Annotated in this window: 31 protein-coding genes; 17 read left to right on the top strand and 14 right to left on the bottom strand. The window is 67.0% G+C overall.

Going from position 1 to position 26,341, the window contains the following annotated elements; genetic code table 11:
- Window positions 1–54 precede the first annotated feature (54 nt).
- Entirely contained in the window at window positions 55–942 is an 888-nt protein-coding gene (locus ACIP5Y_RS02590) for an alpha/beta fold hydrolase (RefSeq protein ID WP_400346936.1), read from the top strand.
- Here ACIP5Y_RS02590 and ACIP5Y_RS02585 read toward each other — a convergent pair.
- Window positions 926–1,720 (bottom strand): metal-dependent transcriptional regulator, encoded by a 795-nt coding sequence (locus tag ACIP5Y_RS02585; RefSeq protein ID WP_400346934.1) that lies wholly within the window; start codon window positions 1,718–1,720, stop codon window positions 926–928. The genes ACIP5Y_RS02590 and ACIP5Y_RS02585 overlap by 17 nt on opposite strands.
- Before the next feature lie 188 nt (window positions 1,721–1,908).
- Between ACIP5Y_RS02585 and ACIP5Y_RS02580 the strand changes: the two genes are divergently transcribed.
- From ACIP5Y_RS02580 to ACIP5Y_RS02565, 4 genes are all read left to right on the top strand, one after another.
- Window positions 1,909–2,856 carry a bifunctional riboflavin kinase/FAD synthetase gene (locus ACIP5Y_RS02580; RefSeq protein WP_400346932.1) on the top strand — a complete coding sequence of 316 codons (948 nt, stop codon included), beginning with the start codon at window positions 1,909–1,911 and terminating at the stop codon, window positions 2,854–2,856.
- 96 nt (window positions 2,857–2,952) lie between these two features.
- Window positions 2,953–3,222 carry a 30S ribosomal protein S15 gene (rpsO, locus tag ACIP5Y_RS02575; RefSeq protein ID WP_397010685.1) on the top strand — a complete coding sequence of 90 codons (270 nt, stop codon included), beginning with the start codon at window positions 2,953–2,955 and terminating at the stop codon, window positions 3,220–3,222.
- A gap of 417 nt (window positions 3,223–3,639) precedes the next feature.
- Complete coding sequence (locus ACIP5Y_RS02570; RefSeq protein WP_400346929.1) at window positions 3,640–5,901, top strand: polyribonucleotide nucleotidyltransferase; 2,262 nt, start codon at window positions 3,640–3,642, stop codon at window positions 5,899–5,901.
- 115 nt (window positions 5,902–6,016) lie between these two features.
- On the top strand, window positions 6,017–7,336 hold the full coding sequence (locus ACIP5Y_RS02565) for a M16 family metallopeptidase (protein WP_400349074.1): 1,320 nt from the start codon (window positions 6,017–6,019) through the stop codon (window positions 7,334–7,336).
- A gap of 118 nt (window positions 7,337–7,454) precedes the next feature.
- Here ACIP5Y_RS02565 and ACIP5Y_RS02560 read toward each other — a convergent pair whose 3' ends face one another.
- Genes ACIP5Y_RS02560 through ACIP5Y_RS02550 form a run of 3 tightly spaced genes read right to left on the bottom strand, consistent with a single transcriptional unit; the run spans window position 7,455 to window position 9,140 of the window.
- Complete coding sequence (locus ACIP5Y_RS02560; protein WP_400346927.1) at window positions 7,455–8,294, bottom strand: helix-turn-helix domain-containing protein; 840 nt, start codon at window positions 8,292–8,294, stop codon at window positions 7,455–7,457.
- Entirely contained in the window at window positions 8,291–8,830 is a 540-nt protein-coding gene (locus ACIP5Y_RS02555) for a DUF6879 family protein (RefSeq protein WP_400346926.1), read from the bottom strand. The genes ACIP5Y_RS02560 and ACIP5Y_RS02555 overlap by 4 nt, the downstream gene beginning before the upstream one ends.
- A complete protein-coding gene (locus ACIP5Y_RS02550; RefSeq protein WP_400346924.1) occupies window positions 8,811–9,140 on the bottom strand; it encodes a hypothetical protein in 330 nt (109 codons plus the stop codon). The genes ACIP5Y_RS02555 and ACIP5Y_RS02550 overlap by 20 nt, the downstream gene beginning before the upstream one ends.
- A gap of 151 nt (window positions 9,141–9,291) precedes the next feature.
- Here ACIP5Y_RS02550 and ACIP5Y_RS02545 point away from each other — a divergent pair, with 151 nt between their 5' ends.
- From ACIP5Y_RS02545 to ACIP5Y_RS02535, 3 genes are all read left to right on the top strand, one after another.
- Window positions 9,292–9,483 carry a hypothetical protein gene (locus ACIP5Y_RS02545; RefSeq protein WP_400346922.1) on the top strand — a complete coding sequence of 64 codons (192 nt, stop codon included), beginning with the start codon at window positions 9,292–9,294 and terminating at the stop codon, window positions 9,481–9,483.
- Window positions 9,484–9,596: 113 nt separating this feature from the next.
- Complete coding sequence (locus ACIP5Y_RS02540) at window positions 9,597–10,091, top strand: DinB family protein (protein ID WP_400346921.1); 495 nt, start codon at window positions 9,597–9,599, stop codon at window positions 10,089–10,091.
- A 98-nt stretch (window positions 10,092–10,189) separates the two neighbouring features.
- Entirely contained in the window at window positions 10,190–10,675 is a 486-nt protein-coding gene (locus tag ACIP5Y_RS02535; protein ID WP_400346919.1) for a carboxymuconolactone decarboxylase family protein, read from the top strand.
- Window positions 10,676–10,682: 7 nt separating this feature from the next.
- Here ACIP5Y_RS02535 and ACIP5Y_RS02530 read toward each other — a convergent pair whose 3' ends face one another.
- The 3 genes from ACIP5Y_RS02530 to ACIP5Y_RS02520 are packed head-to-tail and all read right to left on the bottom strand — an operon-like array spanning window position 10,683 to window position 12,107.
- Complete coding sequence (locus ACIP5Y_RS02530; protein ID WP_400346918.1) at window positions 10,683–10,934, bottom strand: Ada metal-binding domain-containing protein; 252 nt, start codon at window positions 10,932–10,934, stop codon at window positions 10,683–10,685.
- On the bottom strand, window positions 10,931–11,632 hold the full coding sequence (locus ACIP5Y_RS02525; RefSeq protein ID WP_400346916.1) for a 2OG-Fe(II) oxygenase: 702 nt from the start codon (window positions 11,630–11,632) through the stop codon (window positions 10,931–10,933). The genes ACIP5Y_RS02530 and ACIP5Y_RS02525 overlap by 4 nt, the downstream gene beginning before the upstream one ends.
- Window positions 11,622–12,107 (bottom strand): methylated-DNA--[protein]-cysteine S-methyltransferase, encoded by a 486-nt coding sequence (locus ACIP5Y_RS02520; protein WP_400346914.1) that lies wholly within the window; start codon window positions 12,105–12,107, stop codon window positions 11,622–11,624. The genes ACIP5Y_RS02525 and ACIP5Y_RS02520 overlap by 11 nt, the downstream gene beginning before the upstream one ends.
- A 135-nt stretch (window positions 12,108–12,242) precedes the next feature.
- On the opposite strand from ACIP5Y_RS02520, the gene ACIP5Y_RS02515 reads away from it, so the two are divergent.
- The 3 genes from ACIP5Y_RS02515 (at window position 12,243) to ACIP5Y_RS02505 (ending at window position 15,212) form a co-directional block, all read left to right on the top strand.
- Complete coding sequence (locus ACIP5Y_RS02515) at window positions 12,243–13,874, top strand: serine/threonine-protein kinase (RefSeq protein WP_400346913.1); 1,632 nt, start codon at window positions 12,243–12,245, stop codon at window positions 13,872–13,874.
- A gap of 105 nt (window positions 13,875–13,979) precedes the next feature.
- Window positions 13,980–14,480 (top strand): YybH family protein, encoded by a 501-nt coding sequence (locus tag ACIP5Y_RS02510; protein ID WP_400346912.1) that lies wholly within the window; start codon window positions 13,980–13,982, stop codon window positions 14,478–14,480.
- Window positions 14,481–14,531: 51 nt separating this feature from the next.
- Window positions 14,532–15,212, top strand: a complete 681-nt coding sequence (locus ACIP5Y_RS02505) for a pyridoxamine 5'-phosphate oxidase family protein (protein ID WP_400346910.1) — start codon at window positions 14,532–14,534, stop codon at window positions 15,210–15,212.
- A gap of 40 nt (window positions 15,213–15,252) precedes the next feature.
- On the opposite strand, the gene ACIP5Y_RS02500 is transcribed toward ACIP5Y_RS02505, so the two are convergent.
- Together ACIP5Y_RS02500 and ACIP5Y_RS02495 are read right to left on the bottom strand one after the other, a co-directional pair.
- The gene (locus ACIP5Y_RS02500; RefSeq protein ID WP_400346908.1) at window positions 15,253–15,759 is read right to left on the bottom strand and encodes a GNAT family N-acetyltransferase; all 507 of its coding nucleotides are present in this window, start codon (window positions 15,757–15,759) and stop codon (window positions 15,253–15,255) included.
- A 37-nt stretch (window positions 15,760–15,796) separates the two neighbouring features.
- Window positions 15,797–16,123, bottom strand: coding sequence for an ArsR/SmtB family transcription factor (locus tag ACIP5Y_RS02495; RefSeq protein ID WP_400346906.1), 327 nt, complete (start codon window positions 16,121–16,123; stop codon window positions 15,797–15,799).
- A 93-nt stretch (window positions 16,124–16,216) separates the two neighbouring features.
- Between ACIP5Y_RS02495 and ACIP5Y_RS02490 the strand changes: the two genes are divergently transcribed.
- The 3 genes from ACIP5Y_RS02490 (at window position 16,217) to ACIP5Y_RS02480 (ending at window position 19,892) form a co-directional block, all read left to right on the top strand.
- Window positions 16,217–17,425: an MFS transporter gene (locus ACIP5Y_RS02490; protein WP_400346904.1), complete on the top strand. Its 1,209-nt coding sequence runs from the start codon at window positions 16,217–16,219 to the stop codon at window positions 17,423–17,425.
- Window positions 17,426–17,704: 279 nt separating this feature from the next.
- Window positions 17,705–19,132: a pentapeptide repeat-containing protein gene (locus ACIP5Y_RS02485; protein WP_400346902.1), complete on the top strand. Its 1,428-nt coding sequence runs from the start codon at window positions 17,705–17,707 to the stop codon at window positions 19,130–19,132.
- Between the two features lie 121 nt (window positions 19,133–19,253).
- Window positions 19,254–19,892, top strand: a complete 639-nt coding sequence (locus tag ACIP5Y_RS02480; protein ID WP_400346900.1) for a DUF1707 domain-containing protein — start codon at window positions 19,254–19,256, stop codon at window positions 19,890–19,892.
- A 42-nt stretch (window positions 19,893–19,934) separates the two neighbouring features.
- Here ACIP5Y_RS02480 and ACIP5Y_RS02475 read toward each other — a convergent pair whose 3' ends face one another.
- The 4 genes from ACIP5Y_RS02475 to ACIP5Y_RS02460 form a co-directional block, all read right to left on the bottom strand.
- Window positions 19,935–20,714, bottom strand: a complete 780-nt coding sequence (locus ACIP5Y_RS02475) for a VOC family protein (RefSeq protein ID WP_400346898.1) — start codon at window positions 20,712–20,714, stop codon at window positions 19,935–19,937.
- 100 nt (window positions 20,715–20,814) lie between these two features.
- A complete protein-coding gene (locus ACIP5Y_RS02470) occupies window positions 20,815–21,339 on the bottom strand; it encodes an SRPBCC family protein (protein ID WP_400346896.1) in 525 nt (174 codons plus the stop codon).
- Between the two features lie 5 nt (window positions 21,340–21,344).
- The gene (locus ACIP5Y_RS02465) at window positions 21,345–21,683 is read right to left on the bottom strand and encodes an ArsR/SmtB family transcription factor (RefSeq protein ID WP_400346894.1); all 339 of its coding nucleotides are present in this window, start codon (window positions 21,681–21,683) and stop codon (window positions 21,345–21,347) included.
- Between the two features lie 43 nt (window positions 21,684–21,726).
- Complete coding sequence (locus tag ACIP5Y_RS02460) at window positions 21,727–22,116, bottom strand: ArsR/SmtB family transcription factor (RefSeq protein WP_400346892.1); 390 nt, start codon at window positions 22,114–22,116, stop codon at window positions 21,727–21,729.
- A 113-nt stretch (window positions 22,117–22,229) separates the two neighbouring features.
- Here ACIP5Y_RS02460 and ACIP5Y_RS02455 point away from each other — a divergent pair, with 113 nt between their 5' ends.
- Together ACIP5Y_RS02455 and ACIP5Y_RS02450 are read left to right on the top strand one after the other, a co-directional pair.
- Window positions 22,230–23,471: an MFS transporter gene (locus tag ACIP5Y_RS02455; RefSeq protein ID WP_400346889.1), complete on the top strand. Its 1,242-nt coding sequence runs from the start codon at window positions 22,230–22,232 to the stop codon at window positions 23,469–23,471.
- Window positions 23,472–23,499: 28 nt separating this feature from the next.
- Window positions 23,500–24,294, top strand: coding sequence for a hypothetical protein (locus tag ACIP5Y_RS02450; RefSeq protein ID WP_400346887.1), 795 nt, complete (start codon window positions 23,500–23,502; stop codon window positions 24,292–24,294).
- Window positions 24,295–24,341: 47 nt separating this feature from the next.
- Here the strand turns inward: ACIP5Y_RS02450 and ACIP5Y_RS02445 are convergent, their stop codons facing one another.
- A complete protein-coding gene (locus ACIP5Y_RS02445) occupies window positions 24,342–24,995 on the bottom strand; it encodes a class I SAM-dependent methyltransferase (protein WP_397010642.1) in 654 nt (217 codons plus the stop codon).
- Between the two features lie 100 nt (window positions 24,996–25,095).
- Here ACIP5Y_RS02445 and ACIP5Y_RS02440 point away from each other — a divergent pair, with 100 nt between their 5' ends.
- The gene (locus ACIP5Y_RS02440; protein ID WP_400346885.1) at window positions 25,096–26,211 is read left to right on the top strand and encodes an alcohol dehydrogenase catalytic domain-containing protein; all 1,116 of its coding nucleotides are present in this window, start codon (window positions 25,096–25,098) and stop codon (window positions 26,209–26,211) included.
- Window positions 26,212–26,341 lie beyond the last annotated feature (130 nt).

Below are 26,341 nucleotides of genomic sequence, written 5' to 3'. Positions count from 1 at the left end.
CCGCAAGGCCCCGGTGCGCGTTCATAATCGCTGAACTGGGCATAGGGAAGGGGAATGATGACCGAGCAGCTGGCCGGGCAGGTCGGGCCGTCCGGAATCGATATCGCCTACGAGCGATTCGGTGACCCTGGGAATCCGGCGGTGGTGCTGATCATGGGTGCGGGTGCACAGCTGATCAATTGGCCGGCGGAGTTCTGCACGGAATTGGCGGCGCGCGGGTTGCAGGTGATCCGCTTCGACAATCGGGACGCGGGGCGTTCGACGCATATGTCGGAGGCGCCGGCGCCGGATATCAGGGCGGCCCTGGGCGGGGATCTTTCCCAGGCCACCTACAACCTCTCCGATCTGGCGGCCGACACCATCGGCCTGCTGGACGCGCTCGGTATCGATGGCGCGCATCTGGTGGGCATGTCGATGGGCGGGATGATCGCGCAGACCATCGCCATCGAATATCCCGAGCGCGTGCTGTCGCTCACCTCGATTTCGAGCACCACGGGCGATCCCGCGGTGGGACGGCCCGCCCCGGGCGCATTGGGTGGCGGCGGCGCCGTGCCGGACGATCGAGACGGCTATATCGCCTGGCAGTTGCAAAACACGCGCCGATTGCGCTCGCCCGGTTACGAATTCGACGAGGCCGCGGTGATCGCCCGGGCCGGGCTGTCCTATGACCGCGGCTACGACCCGGACGGCATGATGCGCCAGTTCGTGGCGGTGCTGGCCTCGAATCCGGCCGATCGCACGCAGTCGCTGCGGAAGCTGGATGTTCCGACCCTGGTGATCCACGGCGCCGATGACCTCATGATCGACAGCAGCGGCGGCCGGGCCACGGCCGACGCGATTCCGGAGGCGAAGCTGCTGATCGTGGCGGGCATGGGCCACCACCTGCCGCGCGAGCTGTACTCCGCCTTCGCCGACGAGATCGCCGCTATTGCGGGTCGCTGAGCCAGATGGCCTCGGCGGCAATGCTGCCGAGGTCGATGGTGCGTTCGTCGACGAGCACCGCGATGCTGCCCGCGAAGTCGCGCCGCTCCACGATGGCGATCGGCGTATCCAAATTGATTCCGAGCGAATCGAAGTAGCGCAGCATGGCCGGATCGGAGTCGGAAATCCGTGCCACCCGCCCGGATTCGCCGTCCTTGAAATCACTGAGCTGCCGTGCCGGGGGAGTGGGCACCGCGCCGTCCACGGACGGGATGGGGTCGCCGTGCGGATCCCGGTCCGGGTGGCCGAGTTTGGCGTCGATGCGATCCATGAGTGTTTCGGAGACGGCGTGCTCGAGGATCTCCGCCTCGTCGTGCACCTCGTCCCAGCCGTAGCCGAGCTCGCTGACGAGGAAGGTCTCGATGAGCCGATGCCGCCGCACCATGGCGATGGCGGCGCGGCGCCCGTCCTCGGTGAGGGTGATGGCCCCGTAGCGGGCGTGCTCGACCAGTCCCTGGTCGGCGAGCTTGCGGACGGCCTCGGACACGGTGGACGCGGAGACGCCGATCTTCTCGGCCAACAGCTTGGTCGACACCTTCTCCGGCGACCATTCCTGAGCGGTCCAGATCACTTTCAGGTAGTCCTGGGCCACCGACGACAGCACGGGAGCGGCGGTGGTCACGCGGGCCGCGGAGGTGGCGGCGGCCTGCCGGTCCGGTTCGACAGGTGCGGAGGTATCGGCCAGCTCGCGGCGCGTGGCGATGTCTCGTTTTCCGGGCACGTACCCGAGCTTAGGCACACCTGCGCCCGTTTCCCACATCGGCGCGCACGCTCCCGCCCGCGGGGAAACCCCGAGCACGGAGGGCCTTCGCTCGCGGGTGGCGGCGGGATACGGATGGGCGAACAGGTGATGAAGAGCGTGCTTCGGAGCGGCAAGATCCGCACCGCCGAATATTGTCTGTGACGCGCTTTGCGTAGGCTTCCGGTGTGCAGAGATGGCGAAGTCTCGATGAGATGCCCGCGGAGTGGGGCCGGTGCGTGCTCACGATCGGTGTGTTCGACGGCGTGCATCGCGGACATGCGCAGCTCATCAGTCGTGCGGTGAAATCCGCTGCGGTGCGGGGCGTTCCGTCGGTGCTCATGACTTTCGACCCGCACCCGCTGGACGTGGTCCGGCCCGGTGCGCATCCCGCGCAGCTGTCCACCCTGGATCGGCGCGCGGAACTGGTCGCGGAACTCGGTATCGACGTGTTCCTGGTGATGCCGTTCACCAAGGATTTCATGAAGCTCACCCCCGACGAGTACGTCGAGGAACTGCTGGTGAACCGCCTGCATGTGGCCGAGGTGGTGGTGGGTGACAACTTCACCTTCGGCAAGCAGGCCGCCGGCACCGTCGACACCATGCGGGAGCTGGGCCGCCGCTACGGCTTCGACGTGGACGGCGTGCAACTGCTCGGCGAGCACGCGGTCACCTTCTCCTCTACTTACATCCGTTCCTGCCTGGCCGCCGGTGATGTGGCGGCCGCCGCGGAGGCGCTGGGCCGCCCGCATCGCATCGAGGGCGTGGTCGTGCACGGTGACGGCCGCGGCAAGGGGCTCGGCTTCCCGACCGCGAATGTGGCCCCGACCATGTACGCGGCCGTCCCCGCCGACGGCGTCTACGCGGGCTGGTTCACCGACCTTGACGATCCGGCCGCCGAGCCCCGCATGGCGGCGATCTCGGTCGGCACGAATCCGACCTTCGACGGCCGTAATCGCACGGTCGAGCCGCACATTCTCGATTTCGACGGCGACCTCTACGACAAGCACGTGGCGGTCGATTTCGTCGAACAGTTGCGCGGCATGCGCAGATTCGACTCGATCGAAGATCTCGTGGAGGCCATCGGCCGCGACGTGGATCAGGCCCGAAAAGTTCTGACCTCGGCCGACGTGTAAACTGGCCCGCTGGGTTTGCTGCGGTCCGCGGTGGCGCCCACGAAATCCCCCGGGATTCCGACCTAGAGCGCGGACTGAAACACAGGAGTGAAATAAGTGGCTCTGACCACCGAGCAGAAGAAGACGATCCTCGCCGAGTACGGCCTGCACGAGACGGACACCGGTTCCCCGGAGGCCCAGATCGCGATGCTGTCGAAGCGGATCGCCGACATCACCGAGCACCTCAAGAAGCACAAGCACGACCACCACACGCGCCACGGTCTGATGGCGCTGATCGGTCGCCGCAAGCGCCTCTCGAAGTACCTGGCCAGCAACGACATCGAGCGTTACCGTTCGCTGATCGAGCGGCTCGGCCTGCGTCGCTGATCCTGTACGTATCCTCGGCCAGCCGAGGTGCGACACGCGTGTCGCCGCCTTTGCGACACAACACAGCTACCCGAGGTAGTTGACGAACCGGCCAGCGGGGAGGCATAGAATCTCCTCGTTGGCCTTTCGTGCATGTGGCGAAATCCGCGAGAAGCCGCCGTGTGCATGCCAACGCAAGCCGTATGTACCCGTCGCGTGGCGTCGGTCTTCGGTAGTGGCTTTTCGGGGCGTAAAGAGGAACCGGTCCCGGAGGCTTCGATCGATGACCGCCTCCGCGTCGCCTGATCCAAGGGGGTCGGGCCGGGTGCCCGTGTAGTGGCCACGAGGGCCGCCGCATGCCCATGCCGGGTACGGCACCGCTGGATCGCGCAGAACGAGCGCTGGATCCGGCAAAGACGAGAGGTTGAGATAACAACAATGTCAGACACTGTGACCAGTTCCGCCACCGAGGTAGAGCCCGGAATCTTCGAGTCCGTCGCGCTGATCGACAACGGCAGCTACGGCACCCGCACCGTCCGCTTCGAGACCGGCCGCCTGGCCAAGCAGGCCGCGGGTTCCGTGGTCGCCTACCTGGACGACGAGACCATGCTGCTGTCGGCCACCACCGCCGGCAAGTCGCCCAAGGACCAGTTCGATTTCTTCCCGCTGACGGTCGACGTCGAAGAGCGCATGTACGCCGCGGGCCGTATCCCGGGTTCGTTCTTCCGTCGTGAGGGCCGCCCCTCCACCGACGCGATCCTGACCTGCCGCCTGATCGACCGGCCGCTGCGCCCGTCCTTCGTCGACGGTCTGCGCAATGAGATCCAGGTCGTCGTCACCGTCATGTCGCTGGATCCGAAGGATCTGTACGACGTGGTCGCCATCAATGCCGCGTCGGCGTCCACCCAGCTCGCCGGTCTGCCGTTCTCCGGCCCGGTCGGCGGTGTGCGCGTCGCGCTGATCGAGGGTCAGTGGGTCGCGTTCCCGACCGTGGAGCAGCTGGAGAAGGCCGTGTTCGACATGGTCGTCGCCGGTCGCGTGGTCGAGGGTGACGTCGCCATCATGATGGTCGAGGCCGAGGCCACCGACAATGTGCTCGCCCTGATCGCCGACGGTGCGGCCGCGCCGACGGAAATCGTTGTGGCGCAAGGCCTCGAGGCCGCCAAGCCGTTCATCGCCCGGCTGTGCAAGGCGCAGGCGGACCTGGCCGAGAAGGCCGCCAAGGAGACCGCCGAGTTCCCGGTCTTCCTGCCCTACGAGCAGGACGTCTACCAGGCCGTCGAGGGCACCTCGAAGCGTGAGCTGAACGAGGCGCTGTCCATCGCCGGCAAGCACGAGCGCGAAGAGAAGATCGACGAGATCAAGCTCGACGTGCTGTCCGAGCTGGCCGAGACCTTCGCGGGCCGCGAGAAGGAGATCGGCGCGGCGTTCCGCTCGGTCACCAAGAAGCTTGTGCGCCAGCGCATCCTGACCGACGGCTTCCGCATCGACGGCCGTGGCCTGGCGGACATCCGTGCGCTGTCGGCCGAGGTCGCCGTGGTCCCGCGCGCCCACGGTTCCGCGCTCTTCGAGCGTGGCGAGACCCAGATCCTGGGTGTCACCACCCTGGACATGGTGAAGATGGCGCAGCAGGTCGACTCGCTCGGCCCGGAGAAGTCCAAGCGCTACATGCACCACTACAACTTCCCGCCGTTCTCCACCGGTGAGACCGGTCGCGTGGGTTCGCCCAAGCGCCGCGAGATCGGCCACGGCGCGCTCGCCGAGCGGGCCCTGATGCCGGTGCTGCCGTCGCAGGAGGAGTTCCCTTACGCCATCCGTCAGGTGTCGGAGGCGTTGAGCTCCAACGGTTCCACCTCGATGGGTTCGGTCTGCGCCTCGACCCTGTCGCTGCTGAACGCCGGTGTGCCGCTGAAGGCTCCGGTCGCCGGTATCGCCATGGGCCTGGTGTCCGACACCATCAAGAACGACAAGGGTGAGGACGAGGTCCGCTACGTGGCCCTCACCGACATCCTGGGCGCCGAGGATGCCTTCGGCGACATGGACTTCAAGGTGGCCGGTACCCGCGAGTTCGTGACCGCGCTGCAGCTCGACACCAAGCTGGACGGCATCCCGTCGCAGGTTCTCGCCGGTGCGCTGAACCAGGCCAAGGATGCCCGCGACACCATCCTGGATGTCATGGCCGAGGCCATCAACACCCCGGACGAGATGAGCCCGTACGCCCCGCGCGTCACGGCCATCAAGATCCCGGTCGACAAGATCGGCGAGGTGATCGGACCCAAGGGCAAGGTCATCAACCAGATCACCGAGGACACCGGCGCCAACATCTCCATCGAGGATGACGGCACCGTGTTCGTCGGCGCGACCGACGGCCCGTCGGCGCAGGCGGCGATCGATTTGATCAACGCCATTGCGAACCCGCAGCTGCCGAAGGTCGGCGAGCGCTTCCTGGGCACGGTCGTGAAGACCACCGCCTTCGGTGCGTTCGTCTCGCTGCTGCCGGGTCGCGACGGTCTGGTGCACATCTCGAAGCTGGGCAACGGCAAGCGCGTCGCCAAGGTCGAGGATGTCGTCAATGTGGGCGACAAGATCCGCGTCGAGATCGCCGATATCGACAACCGCGGCAAGATCTCCCTCGTCCCGATCGACGAGGATTCGGACAACTCCGAGTCCTCTGCTGCGGTCGAGGCTGTGGCCGAGTAATTATTTGTCTGTGACGACGAAGAAGTCCGCGGCGCGCAAGGGTGCCTCGAGCACCCCGCGCGCTGCGACCGACAGCGCCCCCTTGCTCCGGAATCTGGAGCAGGGGGGCTCTGCTCTGACCCTGGCCCAAGCCGATTCGACGGTTTCCGATACCGGCGTGCGAAAGACCGTGCTGCCCGGCGGTCTACGGGTCGTGACCGAGCATGTGCCCGGTGTGCGTTCGGCCTCCATCGGCGTATGGGTCGGGGTCGGGTCGCGCGACGAAGGCCCGAGCGTGGCCGGCGCCGCGCATTTCCTCGAACATCTGCTGTTCAAGGCGACGCCCTCGCGCTCGGCCCTGGATATCGCGCAGGCCATGGACGCGGTCGGCGGTGAGCTGAACGCGTTCACGGCCAAGGAGCAGACCTGCTACTACGCACACGTTTTGGACGAGGATCTGCCGCTGGCGGTGGACCTGGTCTCGGATGTGGTGCTCAATGGGCTGTGCCGCATGGAGGACGTGTCGGTGGAACGTCAAGTGGTGCTGGAGGAGATCTCCATGCGCGACGACGATCCCGAGGACATGGTCGGTGACGCCTTCCTCACCGCGCTGTTCGGCGATCATCCGATCGGCCGGCCGGTGATCGGCAGCATCGAATCCATCGAAGGCATGCAGACCGCGCAGCTGCGCTCGTTCCATCAACGCCGCTACCGGCCCGACCGCATGGTGGTCGCGGTGGCCGGCAATATCGAGCACGATCACACGGTCGAACTCGTCTACCGGGCCTTCAAGGATCGCCTGCAACCCGGCCTGGATCCCGCCCCGCGGCGGGAGGGCAAGTTCCGGCCGCGCAGCAATCCCGAACTGCTGCGCATCCACCGCGACAGCGAACAGGCCCACCTGGTCTTCGGCACCCGCGCCTTCGGCCGGCACGAAGGTCAGAAGCGCTGGCCGCTGTCGGTACTCAATACCGTGCTGGGCGGCGGCCTGAGTTCCCGCCTGTTCCAGCGCATCCGGGAGGAGCGCGGCCTGGCCTACTCGGTGTACTCCAGCGTCGACACCTTCGCCGACACCGGCGCCTTCTCGCTCTACATCGGCTGCCAGCCCGAAAACCTCGGGCGGGTAGCGGATCTGGCGCGCGGCGTACTGGAAGAGGTGGCCGCCGACGGCATCACCGACGCCGAATGCGCCCGAGCCAAGGGCTCACTCCGCGGCGGCCTGGTCCTCGGCCTGGAGGATTCCGGCTCCCGCATGAACCGCATCGGCCGCAGCGAACTCAGCTACGGCAATCACCGCAGCGTCTCCGAAACCCTCGCTCGCATAGACGAAGTCACCACCGACGAGGTCTCGAAGATCGCCGCAACCCTGTTGTCCCGCCCCTTCGGCGTGGCAGTCGCGGGCCCGTACCGCCGCACCCGCGACCTCCCCGCCGCCGTCCGCCGCCTGGCGGACTAGCCGAGACCCCCGGTCAGCCTTCCGCGCCGGGGATCCCGGCACCGGGTGGAATCATCCGTGCGCGAGCGGCCCGCAGCCGCTCGCGCTCACCCGGCCGGAACCTGACGCAACGTCAGTTTCAAGTGTCCTGCCGAGCATTGATCGCTTTCCGGATCAGCGCCCGTGCACCGTCACCGGTCAGGGATTGACCTGCGAGAATGTCGAAGGCGCGGCCGTAGAGGACGATCTCGCGTGGCTGCGTGATCGTCAATTCCGCGGTGTGTGCCTCGACCTTCACCATGCGGTTGTCGAACATCATGAAGCCTTCGACGACCACGATTGCCTCGGTGGTGAGTGGAACGATCCCCAGCGTGACGCGGGGCATTCCGATGATTGCTTGTAGTCGGTCGAGCTGTCCGAGCATTACGTGGTCGTCGCCGACCGTTGTGTAGAGGGCTGTTTCGCCGACGAGGAAGTGGAAGCGACGGCCTCTGCGATACAGGATCTGTTGTCGTTCCATGCGTTTGGATACGCCTGCGTCCAAGTCGTCGGGCAAGCGGTAGAACTCGATTACCCGCCCGAGTTTCGCTTCGGCGTATTCAGCGGTTTGCAGCAGGCCCGGAATGATCTGTGGCTCATAGTTCCGGATGAGTGTCGTCTCGGACGCCAGCTTCAGAGCCAGTTGCTGGCCGCGTTTTACGCCGGTTCCGAGCAGCCGCCGCCATTCGAGCCAGGCCGAGTCGATATTGTGCAGGTTGGCGAGCAGGTCCGGCAATTGGTCGTTCGCATCGCAGTGGTGGCAATAGGCGCGCAGGTCGGTACCGGATGGCCTGGCTTTGCCGTGTTCTATGCGGGAGATTTTCGACTCGTGCCAGCCTTCGCGCGCGGCAAGCTCTCGGCCCGTGATTCCGGCGTCGCGTCGAATCTCCCGGAGTCGCTTGCCCAGAGCTTCCCGTGCCTCTTGAACCGAATCGGTCACTTCCCGCTGGTCACCGCGGATCCGCTGATGTACTCCCGGTATGGCGTAGCCGAGGGCCACAGTCGTTCCCGCACGCCACGGCAGTACGCGGCGACCTTCGGATCCGTTGTGACCGCGACACCCGCCGGCCGTCCCGCTCGATCGACGAGGTTGAACGCAACCCGTCGCCCGTCGAACAACCACCAGTCATCGGTGGGCAGGTCGGCTGGTTCGGCGAGATGCCTTGGCAGATAACGGATATCTTCACCGGCATCGACGTTCTTGCCGGTCACCGAGAGCAGCCAGCGCTGATAGTCGCTGTGCGGCACCGTGACCACCCGGATTCGGCTCACGGTGACCCCGCGTCCGGTCATCTCCCGGATGAGGCCGGTCCAATCGGACTTGTCGTAGGCCGGCGGCGGCTCGCCCGCGAGGAATCGCCGCAACGGCTCGGACTCGCTCGCCACGGCGTAGGCGTCGCGAATCTCCATGTGATAGGCCGATTCCCGGCACTCGTGAAACAGGTCATCCCAGTCGTCAATGCCGCGAAATTCCACCGAAGTAGATCCTCTCAGCCCTCGGAACCTCGATCGCCGATTCGAAGTCTTCCATGGTCAGCTGCCCTAGCGTCTCACTATCGGTGACCGGCCGCCCCGACAGCATGAACGTCCCTCTCCCCGTATCGGTCATGGCCGCGCCGAGGTAGCCCTCCTGCCCGGCGAACCCGAGCAGAACATGTGGAATCTCGACAGTCTCGGAACTGCCGGTCCTCCACCCTTGAACCAGGAAACTGCCCTGGTCGGTGGAGTAGAGGCTCGGACAGTTCTTCTTGTCGGACCCGCTCTTACCGAGAAACCGCAACCGCATGATCTTGCTCCCATCCAACTGCTTGCGCCTACTTGGATCCCCGCCCTCAATAGTCCTCCAGCTCGGTGCATTCCGATAGCAGGTAGACGAATCTGCGCAAGTAACCGCAAGTTCATCGACCGACCCGGTTCCAGGTTCTCAGCATTGAGCCATGAGAGAGCAGAGCGGTGAATCCGGTTGGGTGCAGGACGACTGCGGGAGCGGGTATGTGTTCCCGATGGATCGGCAACGTGCGGAAGGCATCTTGAAGATCCACGCGCCGTGCGAGCCGCCGTGTCCGCGGAAGCAGACCGCCGCGGACTATCTGGATGGCAAGCTCGACTATCTGAACGCGGGCTCCTAGCTCGCTTCTGTCCGCGGGCTGCGGTTGTGGTTCTTGCCGGAATGGCAAGTTTTCGTGCTGGGTTGTGGTGCGCGTGGGCAGACTGGCTGGGTTGCCCCATCAAGGAGACTGTCGTGCCTGCTGCCCGCCGTACCCGCCGTGACACCCCGCCGCCCCGGACCGGGGGCAGTGAGGTGGAGACCCTGCGTGGATTTCTCGACTACCTCCGGATGTCGATCGCTGCGAAGGTCGAGGATGCGCCGGAGCCGCAGGTGCGGACGGCCGGGGTGCCGTCGGGGACCAATCTGCTCGGGTTGTTGAATCATCTGACATTCGTCGAGCGGTCGATGTTTCTGGGGGACAACGTGACCGATTGGCCGGCGACGTTCCGCGCGGCGCCAGCGGACAGTGTGGCCGATGTTGTCGAACGTTATCGGGAAGCGGTGGAGCGGGCGAACAAGGTTCTGGACGGGTGCACCGATCTTGGTGCGCCGGTCCCTCGGCCGCATTCGGGTCGTGCTGCTCCCAGTGTTCGGTGGGCGCTCACTCACCTGATCGAGGAGACCGGTCGGCATGCCGGGCATGCGGACATTCTGCGCGAGTTGATCGACGGTGCGACCGGGCGATGAATCGGACCTGTGACCTATGTCATAGATGAGGGCTGTTATGGGTGTGGGGTGGGCGGCGTCTGGTGTTCGTACGGAATGGCGAGAGATCGGATGTTGTGATGGACGCTCGGATTGATTTGATGGGGAATGAGTTGGCGGCCAAGTTCGGGAAGCGGTTTGCTAATACGAGCATGGTGATTATGCAGTCGGCGTTGCCGCGGGTTACGCAGGAGTTGGTTTCGTTGCGGGCCAGTCAGATCAATGGGTGTGGGGTTTGTGTTGATATGCATACGAAGGAGTTGGGGGCGGCGGGGGTGAGTGCGGTGCGAGTCAATATGGTTGCGGCTTGGCGGGATTCGAATGTGTTCAGTGCGGGGGAGCGGGCTGCGCTGGCGCTGGCCGAGGAAGGGACTCGGCTGGCGGACGGTGGGCGAGGAGTGTCGGATGAGACCTGGGCGGAGGTGCGGAAGCATTACGACGATAATCAGACCGTGGCTCTTGTCGGGGTGGTCGCGATGATCAATGCGGCCAATCGGCTCAATGTGATTACGCATCAGGTGGGCGGATCTTATGAACCCGGAATGCTCGACGCCATGTTGAAGTGATCGAGCGCTAGGCGCCGGCCTTCCAGTCGAGGTAGGCCGCATGCATGCAGACCGAACAGGGACGGTAACCCGCGGCGCGGGCGGTGGCCTCGTCGGCGAAGAAGACGCGGTGGCTGCTGTAGTGACCACGAGCCAGAGCGCGTAAGGCCGAGGGGCAATCGAGGCGCCCGTAGATGCGGAGGCGGCGGTTGCCGCCCAGGGTGCCGGGAACGGTGCTGGGGTAGGGCTTTTCGTCGGGGCCGAGCAGGGTGAAGGTCATGCTTCGTGGAAGACGAGGCCGAGGGTGCGGCGGTGGCCGGAGCGGATGGTGCTGACGCCGTGCCGCATGGGGGCGGCGGACCAGCCGCGGGTAGAGCGGACCGGTCGGTCGCGGGTGGTGAAGATGAGTCCGTGGCCCTGGGGGAGAGGGATTGCGGTGCCGCGGGATTGGGCGCGGGGGCGTTGTTCGAGCATGAGGAATTCGCCGCCGGTGTAGTCGGCGCCGGGCGTGTCCAGGCCGACGACCACTTGCAGCGGGAAGATCATGTCGCCGAACAGGTCTCGGTGCAGGGCGTTCCAGTCGCCGGGACCGTAGCGGAGCAGGATCTGGCTGGATTGGGTTTGACCGGCGCGATGGCAGCGGTCGAGCCAGTCGTCGAACCGGTCGGGCCAGGAACCGGGCCGCCCGAGACGGTCGGCCCAGTCCCGGGCGATGGGCAGCAGGCGCGGGTAGAACGCTTCCCGCAGGGCGCGAACCGGTTCCGGTAGATCGTGGGTGAAGTACCGGTACCGGCCCGAGCCGAAGCGGTGCCGGGCCATGTCGACGGTGGAGCGGAAGCGGTCGGTCTCGTCGAAAAGGTCCGCGAGACCGCCGCATTCGGCACCGCTGAGCAACGGACCGGTCAGCGCGTACCCCTGCTCGCCGAGATCGCTCGCCAAGGCGGCCCAATCCTGTTCCGCCACCGGGTCACGCGGCATGTTCGAGCTCCAGCAGTTGCTGCTTGCGCTCGATGCCGCCCGCGTAGCCGGTGAGGGAGCCGTTCGCGCCGAGTACGCGGTGGCAGGGGCGGATGATCAGCAGGGGATTGGCTCCGATGGCCGCGCCGACCGCGCGCACGGCCGAGCGGGGCGCGCCGATATCCGCCGCGATGCGGCCGTAGGTGACGGTCTCGCCGTAGGGGATCTCGTCCAGCGCCTGCCACACCTGCTGCTGGAATTCGCTGCCCGCACTGGCGAATTCGATATCGAAGCGGGTGAGTTCACCGGCGAAGTACGCGCGGAGCTGGGCGATGATCCCGTCGAACGCGGCGTCGTCGCGCACCCACTCCGGCTGTACCGCGAAGCTCTTCTGCCCGGGCATGGCGACGCGGGTGAGGGTGGTGGTGTTGCCGAGGGATTCCCCGACCAGCAGTAGCTCGCCGAGCGGGCTGTCGATCGTGGTGTACACGCTCATCGCGAATCCTTTCGTCTGTTTCGATGTTCCGCACTCCAATCTGCCCGCCTCACCCGGCCGATACCGGCGGAAATCGGACACGTCATTTCCGCTCCTGCGTGGCTATGATTTCCCTGGTCGGCCGTGGGAGGGGATGTGCTCGAGCCGGGTGAGAGTTTCGCCGGTTATGTCATAGAACGTGAGCTGGGGCGCGGCGGGATGGGGTCCGTCTATCTGGCCCGGCATCCACGCCTGCCGCGGTGGATCGCGCTCAAGTTGCTGAACCCGGAATATCACGGGCACAGCCAGATCCACGCGCGCTTCGAACGCGAGGCCGATCTGGCGGCGCGGTTGAATCACCCCGGCATCGTGACCGTCTATGACCGCGGCGCCGAGCACGGCCGGCTGTGGATCGCCATGCAGTACGTCGACGGCGTCGAGGCCGAAGCCGTGCCGGACATGTCGCCGGAACGCGCCGTGGAGATCGTCATGGCCACCGCCGACGCACTGGATTACGCGCATCGGGTCGGCGTCCTGCATCGAGATGTGAAGCCCGCCAATATCCTGCTCGCCCGCGAGACCCGCGACCAGCAGGCGGGCGTGGTGCTCACCGATTTCGGGATTGCCCGATTACAGGAGGACACCGGCCGGCTCACCGGTTCCGGTTCGGTCATGGCGACCATCGCCTACGCCTCGCCGGAGCAGTTGCAGGACATGCCGGTGGATCACCGGTCGGATCAATACTCCTTGGCCTGCACCCTGTTTCGGCTGCTGACCGGCGCCGGCCCGTATCCCGGCACCGATATCGGCGCACTCGTGAAGGCGCACCTGTACGACAGTCCGCGCCCCCTCGCCAGCGTCCGTCCGGACCTGCCCAGCGAGCTCGATGCGGTGCTGGCGCGTGCCCTGGCCAAGCGTTCCGCGGACCGGTATCCCTCGTGCAGCGATTTCGCCGCGGCCGCCCTGCGGGTCCTCGATGTCGCGGCAGCCCTGCCCCCGCCGCGGATGCGTACGGCCGCGCCACCGCAAGCCGAGGCGGTCGCGCCAATGCCAATGCCAATGCCAATGCCGAAGCCGCGGGCCGCGCCGGTCGCCGCGCGTTCCGGTGCGGTCGGTATCTCCGATCTGCTCGGCCCGAACACCGGCCGTCATGCGAAAGTGCCTGCGCCCGAGCCCGAACCACGGCGGCGAGTGTGGTGGAATGGCCGGGCCCGGGCCGCGGTGTTCATCGGCGTCTGCCTGGCGGCGGCGCTGGCACTGGCGCTGTTTCTCACGACGCCGTCGGGCCGGTCGGCGAAGCCCAAGCCGGTATTGCCGGAAATCACCGAAATGAGCAGTGCTTTCCCGGGTTTGGTGCCCGCAACCGGCTCGGCAGGCACCGGCTTCCAGGGCTCGAACTGTCAGTCGGCGGAGCATGAGACGGCGGATTTCAAGCCGCGGGAGGCGTTCTCCGGTTGGGTGGCGGCCTGGTACTGCACGTATTCGCGTGGTCACGACGTGCAGGAGTTCCAGCTGCTGGCCTTCCGTTCCGCTGCCAGCGCCAGGTGGGCGGCGAGTCAGGTGCGGCCGTTCGCCTCGTCTGCGGAGGACCCCGGGTTCACCGAGACGTGCGGCGGAAAGTCCTACTCCAACTACCGATTCGACGGTCCGCCGGATAAACCGTCCATGATCTTCGCGACGTCGTTCTTCGATGATCCGCGGCGGGAGACGGTGCTGCTGTACACCCACGGTGAGTCCGCGACGCCGAGTGGTGTCGTGAATTGGTGGAAGTCTCTCCCGCTCTCCTGAGCGCCCCCGCTGCCCCGATCTGCGTGCCGTTTTCCGCATCCGCCGGGTTGCCCCCTATTCTCTTCCCGCGGGGGCGGACTCGGATCCATCGGATTGAGGAGTGGAATGGCGCTGGTGGCGCGATTGGCGGGCGCGATAGCGGCGATGGCGCTGCTCGGCGGGTGTGGCGGAAATTCGGAAGCCGCGGACACCACCGCGCCGCAGGAGTCGGCGGTCAAGCATGCGGTGCAGGCGTATTTCGATTCGCTGGGCCAGAACAATCTGAACGCCGCGGTGGACGCCTACACCCCGGACGGGGTGCTGGAGCTGGCCGGCGCCGAGACCGTGCAGGGCACGGCGGCCCTGCGCACCGCCTACGCGGATACGTTCCAGGCGATCCGTTTCGGCCAGGCGACCCACAATTACGACGAGGTCCGCATCTACGGCGATCAGGCCTTCGTGCGCACCAGCAGTGAGGTCGCGACCACGTCGCTCACGGACGATACCGAGTCGACGGATCGTTATCGCGAGTTCTTCATCCTGAAGAAGACCGATATCGGCTGGAAGATCGACCGCTACCTGAACAACAAGCCGGCCGCCCCCGCAGCGCCGCCCCCGGCCGGGTGACCGCTACCCACTGGTAGATTCGATTCCTGGGATGTTTCGAAGGGAGTCGCCGTGTCGAATCGCTATGCGCAGATCGTCTTCTCACCGGCCGCGGTGGAGAAGCAGCGGCAGGCCGGCAGCTTCCCGGATTACGGCGCCCAGCTGACGGAACGCCCGGACGGCCCGCAGGAACTCGAATTGCACGAGAGCGGTTTCATCCGGAACTCGGATTCGTTCTTCCTCGGCACCGTCACTCCGGACGGCTGGCCCTACATCCAGCATCGGGGCGGCCCACAGGGTTTCGTGCAGGTGCTGGACAAGCACACTGTCGCGTTCGCCGATCTGTCCGGCAACCGGCAGTATGTGACGGTCGGCAATCTGACCGAGAACAACCGGGTGGCGCTGTTCTTCATCGACTATCCGCTGCGGCAGCGCCTGAAGGTCTACGGCACCGCCCGCATGGTGGAGCGCGCCGACGATCCCGACCTGGTCGATCGGGTGGCTTCCGCCTACAACGGGGCCATTCAGAAGATCACCGAACGCGCCATCGTGATCAGTGTCGAGGCCTACAACTGGAACTGCGTGAAGTACATCCGCCCGCGGTTCACCAAGGAACGTCTCGATGAGGCCATTGCCCTGGAGCGCCGGGACGCCGCGGCGGATCGTCAGCGCCTGGAGGCCGAGATCGCCGAGCTGCGCCGCGAGAACGATTCGCTCCGTACGCAATTGAACGAAGTGCGCGCCAGGGTCTGACGCGCACTTCGTGCTTACGGTTCCCGCCACATGGCGGCGCTTACAGTTCCCGCCACATGGCGGTGCGCGGCCACCGGTCCAGCCCCACATCCGCCTCCTGCTCCCGGATCTTGCGTAATTCCGGCGGCAGTTCGGCGGCGTCGAGCTGCCGGAAGCCGAGTTGCTCGTAATACGGTGCGTTCCAAGGCACTTCGACGAATGTGGTCAGGGTGAGGGCGGAAAGCCCGGCGGCCCGCGCGTGTCCGGCCGCATGCTCGATGAGTTCCCGTCCGATACCGCGGCGCGCCATCCGCGGATGCACCGATACCTGCGCGATGTATTCGGTGCCGTCCACGGGACGGCTGATCAGATACGCCACCGGGTCATCGTGTTCGTCGGCGGCCACCCAGGCCCGTCCCGACCGCCGATACTCTTCGAGCATTTCGAGGGCCGGCGGCGGATCATCGGCGATTTCGATCATTCCGATGGTGCGGAACGGTTCTCCGGTGGCTACTTCGATCCCCTGCAGGATTGTCAGTTCTTCCGGCCGGACAGAGCGAATACGCATTTTGCGACGGTATCGCACGTCCGGCTGGGCGTGTCGGTCATTTCCGGGTTGGATCGAGGTCCTGATTGGCGGCGTCGATGACGGCGGTGAGCAGGCCGGGGAATGCCTCGTCCATCGCTTCGGTGCGCAGTCGCTGCCAGATATTGCCGTCGACCATGACCCGCTCGGTCACGCCGGCCTCGCGCAGGATCTTGAAGTGGTGCGATGCGGTCGATTTGCCGACGGTTTCATAGAGGTCGGTACAGCGCACGGCGGTGCCGGCATTGCCGAGCCGGCGGACCATCTCGAGGCGGACCGGGTCCTGTAGGGCGCCCAGGATCGCGGGGAGTTCTGCCACTCCGGGGGGCGTGGTGGCGTCGGACATGATCCACCTCACTTCCTGTACTGGTTTGATGATTGTCAAACCGGGTGTACCGTCAGGTTCGATGTTAATCGAACTTACCTGATGGAGTCTGTGATGGTAGCGACAACACAAGCTGCGACTCGGGCCGAGCAGGGTAGTCAGACCTGGGCGTACGCGCTGATCCTGATCGCGAGTGGCGTGGCCCTCGGCGTGTCGGGAGCCCCGGCGCCGCTGTACGGGCTCTATCAGCAGAGCTGGCACTTCTCGTCCTTGACCACCACCTTCGTCTTCGCCACCTACGCGGTGGCCGCGCTGGGCGCGGTGCTGGTCTCGGGCCGCATCTCGGATGTGGTCGGGCGGAAGCCGGTGCTGCTGGGGGCCTTCGGGCTCATGATCGTCGGACTGGTGGTCTTCCTGTTCGCCGACAATGTCGCGATGCTGCTGCTCGCGCGGGCGCTGCACGGCGCCGCGGTCGGCGCGACCGTGGTGGCCGGCTCGGCGGCGCTGCTGGATCTGCGGCCCAAGGACGGCGCCCGCACGGGTCAGCTGTCCGGGGTGGCCTTCAATGTCGGTATGGCGGTGGCCATTCTGGGTTCGGCCGTGCTCGCGCAGTACGCACCGCACCCGCTGCGCACCCCGTACCTGGTGATCACGGTGCTGTGCGTGCTGATCGCGGTCGGCATGCTGGTGCTGGAGGAGCCGCACACGGCGCGCAAGGCCGGGCGCATCACCATTGCCAAGCCCGCTGTACCGCAGGAGATTCGCGCCGACTTCTGGTTCTCGGCGCTGGGCGTGATGGCGGCCTGGTCGGTGCTGGGCGTGCTGCTCTCGCTGTATCCGTCGCTGGCGCAGTCCAAGACCGGTATCCACAATCTGGTCTTCGGCGGCGCGGTGGTGGCCTCGACCGCGACGGCGGGCGCGCTGGCGCAGGCCATGGCGGGTGGCGTGACCGCCCGGCGTGCGGCCATCATCGGCGATATCGGTATGGCGGTGGCGCTGCTGGTGACCATTCCGGCGCTGAACACCCACAACTGGGTGCTGGTGCTGCTCGCCGGGGTCGCGCTCGGCGGCACCTTCGGTCTCGGCTTCGGTGGGTCGCTGCGGCACCTGTCCAATGTTGTGCCGCAGCACAAGCGGGGCGAGACCATGTCGGCCTACTACCTGCTGGCCTACTCGGCCATGGCGGTGCCGACCGTGATCGCCGGCTGGGCCGCCACCACCTGGAGCCTGAGCACCGTGTTCCCGTGGTTCGTCATCGTGGTGGCGCTGGCCTGCCTCGGTGCGGCGGGCATCGGCTTGCGCCGCAACGCCGAAGCGGCCTGACGCGGCGGGGCCTCGGTCTGACGGTGTAGGAATCGCAAGTCGGCATCCGCCCGGTGGGAGATCTCCCGCCGGGCGGATGCCGTATTTCGGGCGGGCCGCGATATTCCGGACAAATGCCTTGTGCCACTGGGTATCCGGCGCCGCATCGCGAATGAAATCCGTCCGCACGGTATGGCCTGGGGCTGTCCCGTGACGGCCGGTCGGCATCGAAAACGCGTGGCGTGGACCGGAATCCTCACATCCGGTGCGCCGTGCGGCCGCTGTCGCTAATCTTCTGCTATGCGACGGTGGAGGTTCGGGGGCACGCTGAACCGGACGATACATCGGTCGGCGCTCTTGTTGTCGGTACTGGCGGCGGTCGTGGGTGGGCTGGCCGTCGCGGCCCTCACCTGGTGGCTGCTCTGGTACCTGCTGGGCGCCAAGACCGAGACCCCGAATCAACTGGACCTCACCAAGATTGCGCTATCGGTCACCGCCGGCGTGGGTGGCGCGGTGGCGCTGGTGGTGGCGTACCGGCGGCAGCGGGACCTGGAACGCGGCCGCTTCTCCGAAGTGTTCGGCGCCGCCGCCCGCCAGCTCGGTGACGCCGATGTGGCGGTGCGTATCGCCGGCGTCTACGCCATGGCGGGCGTGGCCGACGAATTCTCGGCGCGCGGCCGCCGCCAGCAGTGCGTGGACGTGCTGTGCGGCTACCTGCGGCTGCCCTACATGCCGGATGAGGGCAACAGTCACCTGGTGTCCAAATCCCAGCGCATCGAGGACACCGGCACCGCGGTCGAGCGCATCTACAACTTCCGCCAGAACGACCGCCAGGTCCGCGACACCATCGTCCGGGTGATCGGTGAGCACCTCCGCGACTCCGCCGAAGTCTCCTGGTCCGCCTATGATTTCGACTTCACCGACGCGGTCTTCGAGGACGCCGACTTCCGCTACGCCATCTTCGCCGGGCGCAATACCCGCTTCACCGACGCCATGTTCATCGGCTCGCACGGCACCAGCTTCGAGAAGGCCCGGTTCCTGGGGAAGCGGATCACCTTCCGCGGCGCCATGTTCCGCAATACCACCACCTTCGATCACGCGGTGTTCGCGCCCACCGAGGTCACCAAACCGGATCGGGACGGCAGCGGAACCACCTTCGTCGACACCACCTTCGGCGGCACGGTGACCTTCGAGGGCACGGAATTCGCGGGCGCGCAGACCGACTTCACCCGGTCCACCTTCGCCGGTGATCGCACCAGCTTCGCCAACGCCACCTTCACCGGTGATCTGGTCACCTTCGAGCGCGCCATCTTCGACGGCGACCGCGTCACCTTCACCGGCAGCGAATTCACCGGCGCCCGAGCGCTTTTCACCGGCGTCCGCTTCTACGCCGAGTCGTGCGCCTTCGACTGCGCGCACCTGGGTGCGGGCAATCGCTGGCGGCGCAGCCAGGAAATCTCCTTCCTGCGCGCCGAACTGCACGGCAAGGTGTCCTTCGCCGATGCGGTGTTCGCGGGACGCAGCGTGTCCTTCACCGGCGCGGATTTCTTCGGCGCGATCTCCTTCCGCCGCGTGTCCTTCGACGCGCGCGAAGTCCTCTTCGAACGTCCGAAGGCCTGGGTCGGCGTTCATTTCGACTGGGACGGCACACCCTCCACCAAACCCGCGAACGTCAGCCCCGAGCCGTGGCCGCCCACCCCGGCCGAGAATCCGGAACTCACCGCCTGAACCCTGCCGGCAGCCGCCTACGCCGCCGGTCACCCGCGCGACTTACCGCGACCGGCAAGCATTCGGACGTGCACTGATCCACTATGTGATACAGCACTGCGGCGTGAGATCGGAGCGAACGGTGACCAATCCAGACGAGAGGGCCAAGCGCGCGAGCGATATCGATCGCTCGACGGTGTGCGCACGGCTGGACACCGCCTACGCGGACGGTGAACTCGACTTCGCCGAACACGACGAACGGACGCACGCGGCAATGTCGGCCAAGACCCGCGGCGAATTGTCGGCGCTCACCGCCGATCTGCAAGGCCCGCCACTCGATTTCGGGCCACCGCCCGCCGCGGCGACCCCTGTCCCGGCACCGAATCGGACCCGGCTCTGGATCCTCCTCGGCGCCGGCGCGATCGCGCTGATCGTGCTCGGCGCTGTCCTCGCCTGGGCTTCGAGCAGTACCGGCAAGCCCGGCGGCCGGACTTCGGTGCCCGCGCCGACGGCCTCGTCCGCGCCGACGACCAGCGTGTCGGACCAGGGCGATGTGGTGACGCGGAACGAGCTGGTCAACGCCATCGGCTCGGACTTCCGGAACGACGAGGGGCACAACGCGGATCGGATCACCTGCCCGAGCGACCTTCCCGCGCAGAACGGCGCGATCGTCGTGTGCACGATCACCGACCGCGGCAACCAGTACCCCGCGACGATCTCGGTCGTCTCGCTGCAAGGCAACAACATCACCTACAACGTGCGCATCGACGGGCTGCCGTGACCGGCGTGCCGGGAACCGCGTGGGTACCCGGCACGATGGCGATCAGGCCGACGGGGTCCCCTTCAGCAGGGCGAACTGCGCGGCCGCCGGATCGGCGAGAATGGCGAACCGGCCGACGCCCGGAATATCCATGGGCGGCACCAGCACCGAGCCGCCCGCCTCGGTGGCGGCCGCGACCCGGCCGTCGACGTCTTCGGCGCCGAAATACACCAGCCAGCGCGGGGTTTCGCTCTCCTCCATGAACGGCGCGATACCACCGAACGAGGACGCCTCCTGCTCGCCCTCGCCGGTGGACAGAATGGTGTACGGCATCCCCGGCATATCGTCCGTGGCCGTGCGCCAGTTGAAGAGCGTGCCGTAGAAGGTCGCCGCCGCGGCGGTGTCGGCGACGTGCAGTTCCACCCACACCAGCGTGTCCGCCTCATTGGCCAGGTCGACGCCCTTGATATCGCCCGGCTGCCAGATCGCGAACTCGGCGCCCTGCGGATCGGCGAGATCGGCCATCCGCCCGGCGGTCATGACGTCCATCGGCTGGCTCGCGATCGCGCCCCCGCCCTGCTCGACCGCCTTGGCGGTGGCGTCCGCGTCCGGGGTCGAGAAGTACACCTTCCACGCGGGGCTCGCCTCGGGGTTCATCACCGGTCCGAGGCCGGCGACGGTCTTGCCGTCCTTCTGCAGGAACCCGTACCCGCCGGCTTCCGGCGGACCCGCCATGAAACTCCATCCGAACACCGCCGCGTAGAAGGCGGCCGACGCCTGCGTGTCATTGCTGCCGAGGTCGAGCCAATTCGGAGATCCGGTTACGAATTCTGTTGTAAGCACTGTGAACTATCCAATCGTCAAGGTATGAAATCGCCGGGATTCCCGGTGGTTTCAAGAATGTCACCGTGCTCGGTACGACGATCGCGTGTCGGGCAAGAATTCACCTGCCGGGAATGACCGCGCCCGATGGCGTGCCGGCCGCGATATAGGCGGCATAGAGGTCCTCCCAGGCAGGCGTGTGACCGGCGTGCGGACCGCCGAAATCCCGGTCCGCGACATACGCGTCGAGGGCGCCGAGGCAGACGTCCCAGCCCGCGCCGTTACGGGCGGCGGTATCGGGAGCGGACAGGATATTGGTGAGGGTGAACCGGGTTCGATTGTCCCCCAATGACTCCAGGTCGAACCGGAGTTCGTCGGTGCTCCAGCTGAAGGCGAGATGGTGCGGTGGATTCACCGACAGCACCTGACCTTTCGTATCCTCCAGGTTGGGGTCGCCGCTGAAGCGGATGCTGCCGCCGGGGCGGAGGTCGATCTCCGCGCGGGACGGGAACCAGTGCGCCAGTTCGTCGGCATCGGTGACGAGGTGCCAGACACGGTCGATCGGATGGTCGTACTCGCGGCTGAGACGGACGGCGGGGCGGCCGTCGTCGAGGATGAGGTAGGCGCCGGTCGGGGTGGCGGTCATGGCGATCAGTCCTTTCGGGGTGTGGCTTCGCGTGCTGCGGTGGCATCGAGACGGCGGCCCAGCGCGTCCAGGCGTTCGCTCCAGAGCTGCCGGTAGGGCGCCAGCCAGGCATCGAGGGCTGCCATCGGGGCCGGGTCGAGGGCGTAGACGCGGCGCTGCGCGTCCACGCGCACCACCACCAGTCCCGCCTCGCGCAGCACCCGCAGATGTTTGGAAGTGCCGGGTTGGCTCAGCCCGCATGCCTCGGCGATCTCGGTGACGGGTCGCGGGCTCTCCAGCAGCAGCGCGAGTATCGCGCGGCGCTGCGGGTCGGCCAGTGCGGCCCAGAATGCGGCATCGGGCATGCGCTTAATATTCCCCAAAGGTTATATTACTGTCAAGGAATATTCACTGATCAACGAGTGGGACACCGTGCGGCGACCAGTCGGCGATGAGGTTCAGCAGGCCGGGAAAACGTTCCTCGAGATCCTCGACGCGGACGTGACTGCGGCGTTCCAGGCCGTATTGCCGCTGACGGATCAGGCCGGCCTCGCGCAGCGCCTTGAAGTGGTGGGTGAGCGAGGACTTCGGGCGGTCGATGCCGAACCAGCCGCAGGTGTGGTCGAAGGCCTCCCGGTCGAGCAGCAGTCGCTGGACGATGAACAAGCGCAGGGGGTCGCCGAGCACGCCGAGGACGGCTTCCAGGCGGAGTTCCTGAATCTCGGGTTCCGGCAGGGCATTCGGAAGGTTGGCGGGTTCGGGGTGCGCCTTGAACCGGTGGGTGGCGGTCGCTGACATGCCTGTTTCCTTCGGTCGAAACTTCTTGTACGACTTTTCTCGTACTGGTGCTAAGTTCGAATCCAGTCGAACTAGTTCGACTCGAATCGTACTACGGAGTTGGAGGCAGGGTCATGACGGTGACCGAGGCAAGGCCCGCGACTGTCGTTCGGGCGGAACAGGAAACGGCGGCACACCACCATGCGCCGAACCGGTGGGTGTGGCTGGCGGCCTGGCCGGTGACCGCGGTCTTCGTACTGTCGAACGCCGCGACCCCGCTGTACACGGTGTGGCAGCATGCCATCGGCTTCTCCAAGGGCACGCTGACGGTGATCTTCGCCTGCTACATCGCCGGTCTGCTCGGGTCGCTGCTGGTCTCGGGCCTCGCCTCGGATCGGCTGGGACGCAAGGCGGTACTGCTGCCCGCGCTGCTGCTCGCCGTCGTGGCCTGCGTGGTCTTCGCGACCGCGACCAGTGTCGCGGCGCTGATGATCGCGCGGCTGCTCACCGGGATCGCGGTGGGCGCGGCCGTCTCCGCCGGAATGGCGGCGGTGACCGATGTCGCGGGTGCGCACCGCAAGCCACTGGCCGCGCTGCTCGCCTCGTGCGCAATGGTTTTCGGCGCCGGCCTGGGCCCGCTCGCCTCGGGCGTACTGTCGGAAACCCTGCCAGGCCCGACGGTCACGGTGTTCGTCGTGGAGGCATTGCTGCTGGTGACGGCGATCGTCACGGTGCTGCGCATGCCGATCGCCCGCCCGGCCACCCGGGGCAGCGGGTCGTGGGTGCGGATTCCGGGCGTTCCGAAGGGCTACGGCCGCCACCCGATGCTCGGGATCGCCGTGTTCGCGCCCGGGATCACCGCGACCTCCTTCGTGCTGTCACTGGGCCCGGCCCTGCTGTCCGGCCTGCTCGGCTCCAGTAGCCGAATCATCGCGGGCGCCATGGCATTCGGGATGTTCCTCACCGCCACCGCGGTGCAGTTCGCGGTGCGTTCGATGAACCGGCGCACGATCATGCTCATGTCCGCGGCGGGCACGGTGCTCAGCATGATCGCGCTGGTGAGTGCGGTGCACCTGGCGTCGATTTCGCTGCTGATCGCCTCGGCCCTGCTGGCGGGCGCGGGTCAGGGGCTGGGTCAGCTGGGTGGCTTGTCGCTGTTGAACGCGCATATCCCGGCCGCTCGCCTGGCCGAGGCCAATGCGGCACTGAATGTCGGCGGTTACCTGCTCGCCGGTGTGCTGCCCGTCACCGCCGGGTACCTCAGCGATGCGGTCGGACTGCCGACCGGCACAACCCTGTTCGGTGTGGCGCTGATGGTTCTCGCCCTGCTGGGCGGCGTGATTGTCGGATTGCCCGCTTATCGTGCGGTGCGATAGCTTGCAAGCTTCGTCGAGGTAAGGGTCTGTGGTGGGGACGCACGGGGTGTGGGTGGCGGTCGGGATCGCGATGGCACTACTGATTCCGGCCGCCATGCTGGGCGGGTCGGCGATCGTGCAGCAGCGGCGCACCTCTCGCGCCGCACGCGGGGGTACGCCCTTGGTCGTCGGCGGGATGCTCAGGGCGACCACGGTACTGGCGGTCTTCGGGTGGGTGGTGCTGGTGTCCGCTTTGGTGTCGGGCTACGCCCCCGTCACCGCGGATACCCTCGCGGGCACTGCGATTCCCGCACCGCCGGAGCTGGTGCAGGCCGGCATACCCGCGACCTTCCCTACATCGGACGTGCCTCCCATGCCCGATCCGATAGCCCAGCTGAAGGTCGGCGACTGCGTCGAGGTTCCCATGGAACCTTCCACCGACAAGTCCGGCGCACCGACCTGGCAGCCCGGTGCTCCCGCTCCCGCCGACTGCACCACTCTCGACGCGAATTACCGTGTGGTGCAAACGGACCCGGGTCCCTGCACCGACCCGCTGTACCGGCTGGAGACCAGCCACCACGATCGCGCCGGCAAGCTCGCCTACCACCTGTGCCTGGCCTTCGATTGGCGGACCGGCGTCTGCTACGACACCACCCACCTGGACGAACCCAGCAAGGTCGACTGCGGCACCCGCGGCGACCACATAGTCCAGGCCACCGCCGTATTGGAGAACACTACCGACGGCAATGGTTGCCCCCGGGACGGCCGCGGCGCGGTCTGGGTCGTGTGGGACAAGATGCGGCTGACGGTCTGCTTCCGCGGCGCGGACACACCGGGCCGCTGAGCACCCTGCACCGGTGCGAGGTGCGCTTCGCACCGGTGCACAGTCCGCTACTTGCGGCGTCCCACCGTGATCACATCCGGGATCAGCCAGGACGGGAGCGGCCGGCTGATCTTGCGCTGATCCACCACTTCGAAACCGGCGTCCTGCAACAGCTTCCGGGTTTCCCGCGGCGACGGCGCGTGCGCCGGCCAGATCGGATTGCGGGTGAGCCGCTGGATGGGCCGGGCCGTAGGCGCCGACGGATGCATGGTGGCAATGGCCGCCAAGCCGCCGGGCACCAGCACGCGCTGGAATTCGCGCAGCGCCGCCGGATGGTCGAAGAAATGGAAAGCGCTGGTGGACACCACCGCATCGATCTCACCGTCGCCCAGCGGCAGATGCTCGGCCGCCGCGTGCCGCCACTCCACCTGTGCGGAGCGGGTGCGCGCCTGCGCCAGCATGCCGGTGGAGGCGTCGATGCCGTACACGATGTCGGGGTGCAGTTCGCGCTGGATGCGCGAGGTGAGAATGCCGGTGCCGCAGCCGATATCGGCGATGCGGCGGGAACCGGCCGCGCGCAGTTCGGCGATGACCTGATCCTGCGGCGGGCGATAGACGACGTGTTGCAGGGCGGCGGTGTCGTAGGCACGGGCGACATTGCCGAAGAACTGTGTCACCACGTGATTGAGGGCCCGGTTGCCCGTGGCGAGAGGTGTGCTCATGCGTGCTCCTATCCGCTGTCCATCGAAGCAGAGAACCGACTGTCTGGGAAGGTTCCGAACCGAACCGATGCCGTACTTGCGATGGAGTAGCGTCGGGCCCATGAGGATTCGTGGTGCTGTCCTGGAACGAATCGGAGCCGACGCCCCGTTCGCCAAGTCCGAACCGATCACCGTCAGCGAACTGGACCTGGGCGAACCCGGTACCGGTGAACTGCTGGTCCGCATCGAGGCGGCCGGACTCTGCCATTCGGATCTGTCCGTGGTGGACGGCAATCGGGTGCGCCCGGTCCCCATGCTGCTCGGCCACGAGGCCGCGGGCCGCATCGAAGCCGTCGGACCGGGGGAGAGCGATCTGCGGGTCGGACAGCGCGTGGTCATGACCTTCCTGCCGCGGTGCGGCGAATGCGCGGGCTGCGCCACCGACGGCCGCACCCCCTGCCTGCCCGGCAGCATGGCCAACAATGCGGGCGAACTGCTCAGCGGCGGGCGGCGACTGCTGCGCGACGGCGCGGAAGTGCATCACCACCTGGGCGTCTCGGCCTTCGCCACGCATGCCGTGGTGGACCGCCGCTCGGTGGTGCCGGTCGACGACGATGTCCCCGCCGACGTGGCGGCCGTGCTCGGCTGCGCGGTGCTGACCGGCGGTGGGGCCCTGCTGAATTCGGCGAAACCGGCCCCGGCCGACCGGATCATGGTGGTCGGTCTCGGCGGGGTCGGCATGGCCGCGGTGCTGGTCGCCGCCGCCCTGCGCGCGGGCACCGGGCGCGAGATCATCGCCGTCGACACCGTCGCGGAGAAGCTCAAGAGCGCCATGGAGCTGGGCGCCACCTCCTCCTATACGCCCGCCGAGATCGCCGAGCAGAACATTCAGGCCGAGGTCGTGATCGAGGCCGCGGGCAATGTCCGCGCCTTCGAAACCGCCGTCGGCGCCACCGCGCCCGGTGGTACCACCGTTACCGTCGGCCTGCCCGCCCCCGACGCCCGCGCCAGCATTTCCCCGCTCGGCCTGGTCGCCCAGGGGCGTTCCATCATCGGCAGTTACCTCGGCTCGGCCGTCCCCGCCCGCGATATTCCGGAGTACGTCCGCATGTGGCGCGAGGGCACCCTCCCGGTGGAGCGCCTGATCTCCTCGCGAATCCGCTTGGAGGACATCAACAAGGGCATGGACGAGCTGGCCGCGGGCCACGCGCTGCGTCAGGTGATCGTTTTCGACTGAGGTCAGAGGGGGTTTCGCGGGTCGATTCGGCCACCCGATAGGCTCGACGACAGACAACCCGTCCCATCGGGGTTTCAGGGGCCTGCCCCTGAGAGTTCCGGGAGTAGGGCTGTCGGTTGGGTGTCGACGA

Origin of the sequence: Nocardia sp. NPDC088792 (assembly GCF_044750615.1) — a bacterium.
Lineage (GTDB): Bacteria > Actinomycetota > Actinomycetes > Mycobacteriales > Mycobacteriaceae > Nocardia.
The sequence above is the reverse complement of the archived record's forward strand: the minus strand, read 5'-3'. Positions and strand labels throughout refer to the sequence as shown.

What these genes read in the sequence shown, in the direction of transcription:
- ACIP5Y_RS02520 (WP_400346914.1), bottom strand. Translation starts at nt 12,107, where the DNA reads ATGAGCGTGTACACCACGATCGACAGCCCGCTCGGCGAGCTACTGCTG.
- ACIP5Y_RS02570 (WP_400346929.1), top strand. Translation starts at nt 3,640, where the DNA reads ATGTCAGACACTGTGACCAGTTCCGCCACCGAGGTAGAGCCCGGAATC.
- ACIP5Y_RS02530 (WP_400346918.1), bottom strand. Translation starts at nt 10,934, where the DNA reads ATGACCTTCACCCTGCTCGGCCCCGACGAAAAGCCCTACCCCAGCACC.
- ACIP5Y_RS02470 (WP_400346896.1), bottom strand. Translation starts at nt 21,339, where the DNA reads ATGACCGCCACCCCGACCGGCGCCTACCTCATCCTCGACGACGGCCGC.
- ACIP5Y_RS02460 (WP_400346892.1), bottom strand. Translation starts at nt 22,116, where the DNA reads ATGTCAGCGACCGCCACCCACCGGTTCAAGGCGCACCCCGAACCCGCC.
- ACIP5Y_RS02545 (WP_400346922.1), top strand. Translation starts at nt 9,292, where the DNA reads ATGAGAGAGCAGAGCGGTGAATCCGGTTGGGTGCAGGACGACTGCGGG.
- ACIP5Y_RS02455 (WP_400346889.1), top strand. Translation starts at nt 22,230, where the DNA reads ATGACGGTGACCGAGGCAAGGCCCGCGACTGTCGTTCGGGCGGAACAG.
- ACIP5Y_RS02525 (WP_400346916.1), bottom strand. Translation starts at nt 11,632, where the DNA reads ATGCCGCGTGACCCGGTGGCGGAACAGGATTGGGCCGCCTTGGCGAGC.
- ACIP5Y_RS02550 (WP_400346924.1), bottom strand. Translation starts at nt 9,140, where the DNA reads ATGCGGTTGCGGTTTCTCGGTAAGAGCGGGTCCGACAAGAAGAACTGT.
- ACIP5Y_RS02485 (WP_400346902.1), top strand. Translation starts at nt 17,705, where the DNA reads ATGCGACGGTGGAGGTTCGGGGGCACGCTGAACCGGACGATACATCGG.
- ACIP5Y_RS02535 (WP_400346919.1), top strand. Translation starts at nt 10,190, where the DNA reads ATGGACGCTCGGATTGATTTGATGGGGAATGAGTTGGCGGCCAAGTTC.
- ACIP5Y_RS02440 (WP_400346885.1), top strand. Translation starts at nt 25,096, where the DNA reads ATGAGGATTCGTGGTGCTGTCCTGGAACGAATCGGAGCCGACGCCCCG.
- ACIP5Y_RS02465 (WP_400346894.1), bottom strand. Translation starts at nt 21,683, where the DNA reads ATGCCCGATGCCGCATTCTGGGCCGCACTGGCCGACCCGCAGCGCCGC.
- ACIP5Y_RS02590 (WP_400346936.1), top strand. Translation starts at nt 55, where the DNA reads ATGATGACCGAGCAGCTGGCCGGGCAGGTCGGGCCGTCCGGAATCGAT.
- ACIP5Y_RS02490 (WP_400346904.1), top strand. Translation starts at nt 16,217, where the DNA reads ATGGTAGCGACAACACAAGCTGCGACTCGGGCCGAGCAGGGTAGTCAG.
- ACIP5Y_RS02495 (WP_400346906.1), bottom strand. Translation starts at nt 16,123, where the DNA reads ATGTCCGACGCCACCACGCCCCCCGGAGTGGCAGAACTCCCCGCGATC.
- ACIP5Y_RS02445 (WP_397010642.1), bottom strand. Translation starts at nt 24,995, where the DNA reads ATGAGCACACCTCTCGCCACGGGCAACCGGGCCCTCAATCACGTGGTG.
- ACIP5Y_RS02500 (WP_400346908.1), bottom strand. Translation starts at nt 15,759, where the DNA reads ATGCGTATTCGCTCTGTCCGGCCGGAAGAACTGACAATCCTGCAGGGG.
- ACIP5Y_RS02510 (WP_400346912.1), top strand. Translation starts at nt 13,980, where the DNA reads ATGGCGCTGGTGGCGCGATTGGCGGGCGCGATAGCGGCGATGGCGCTG.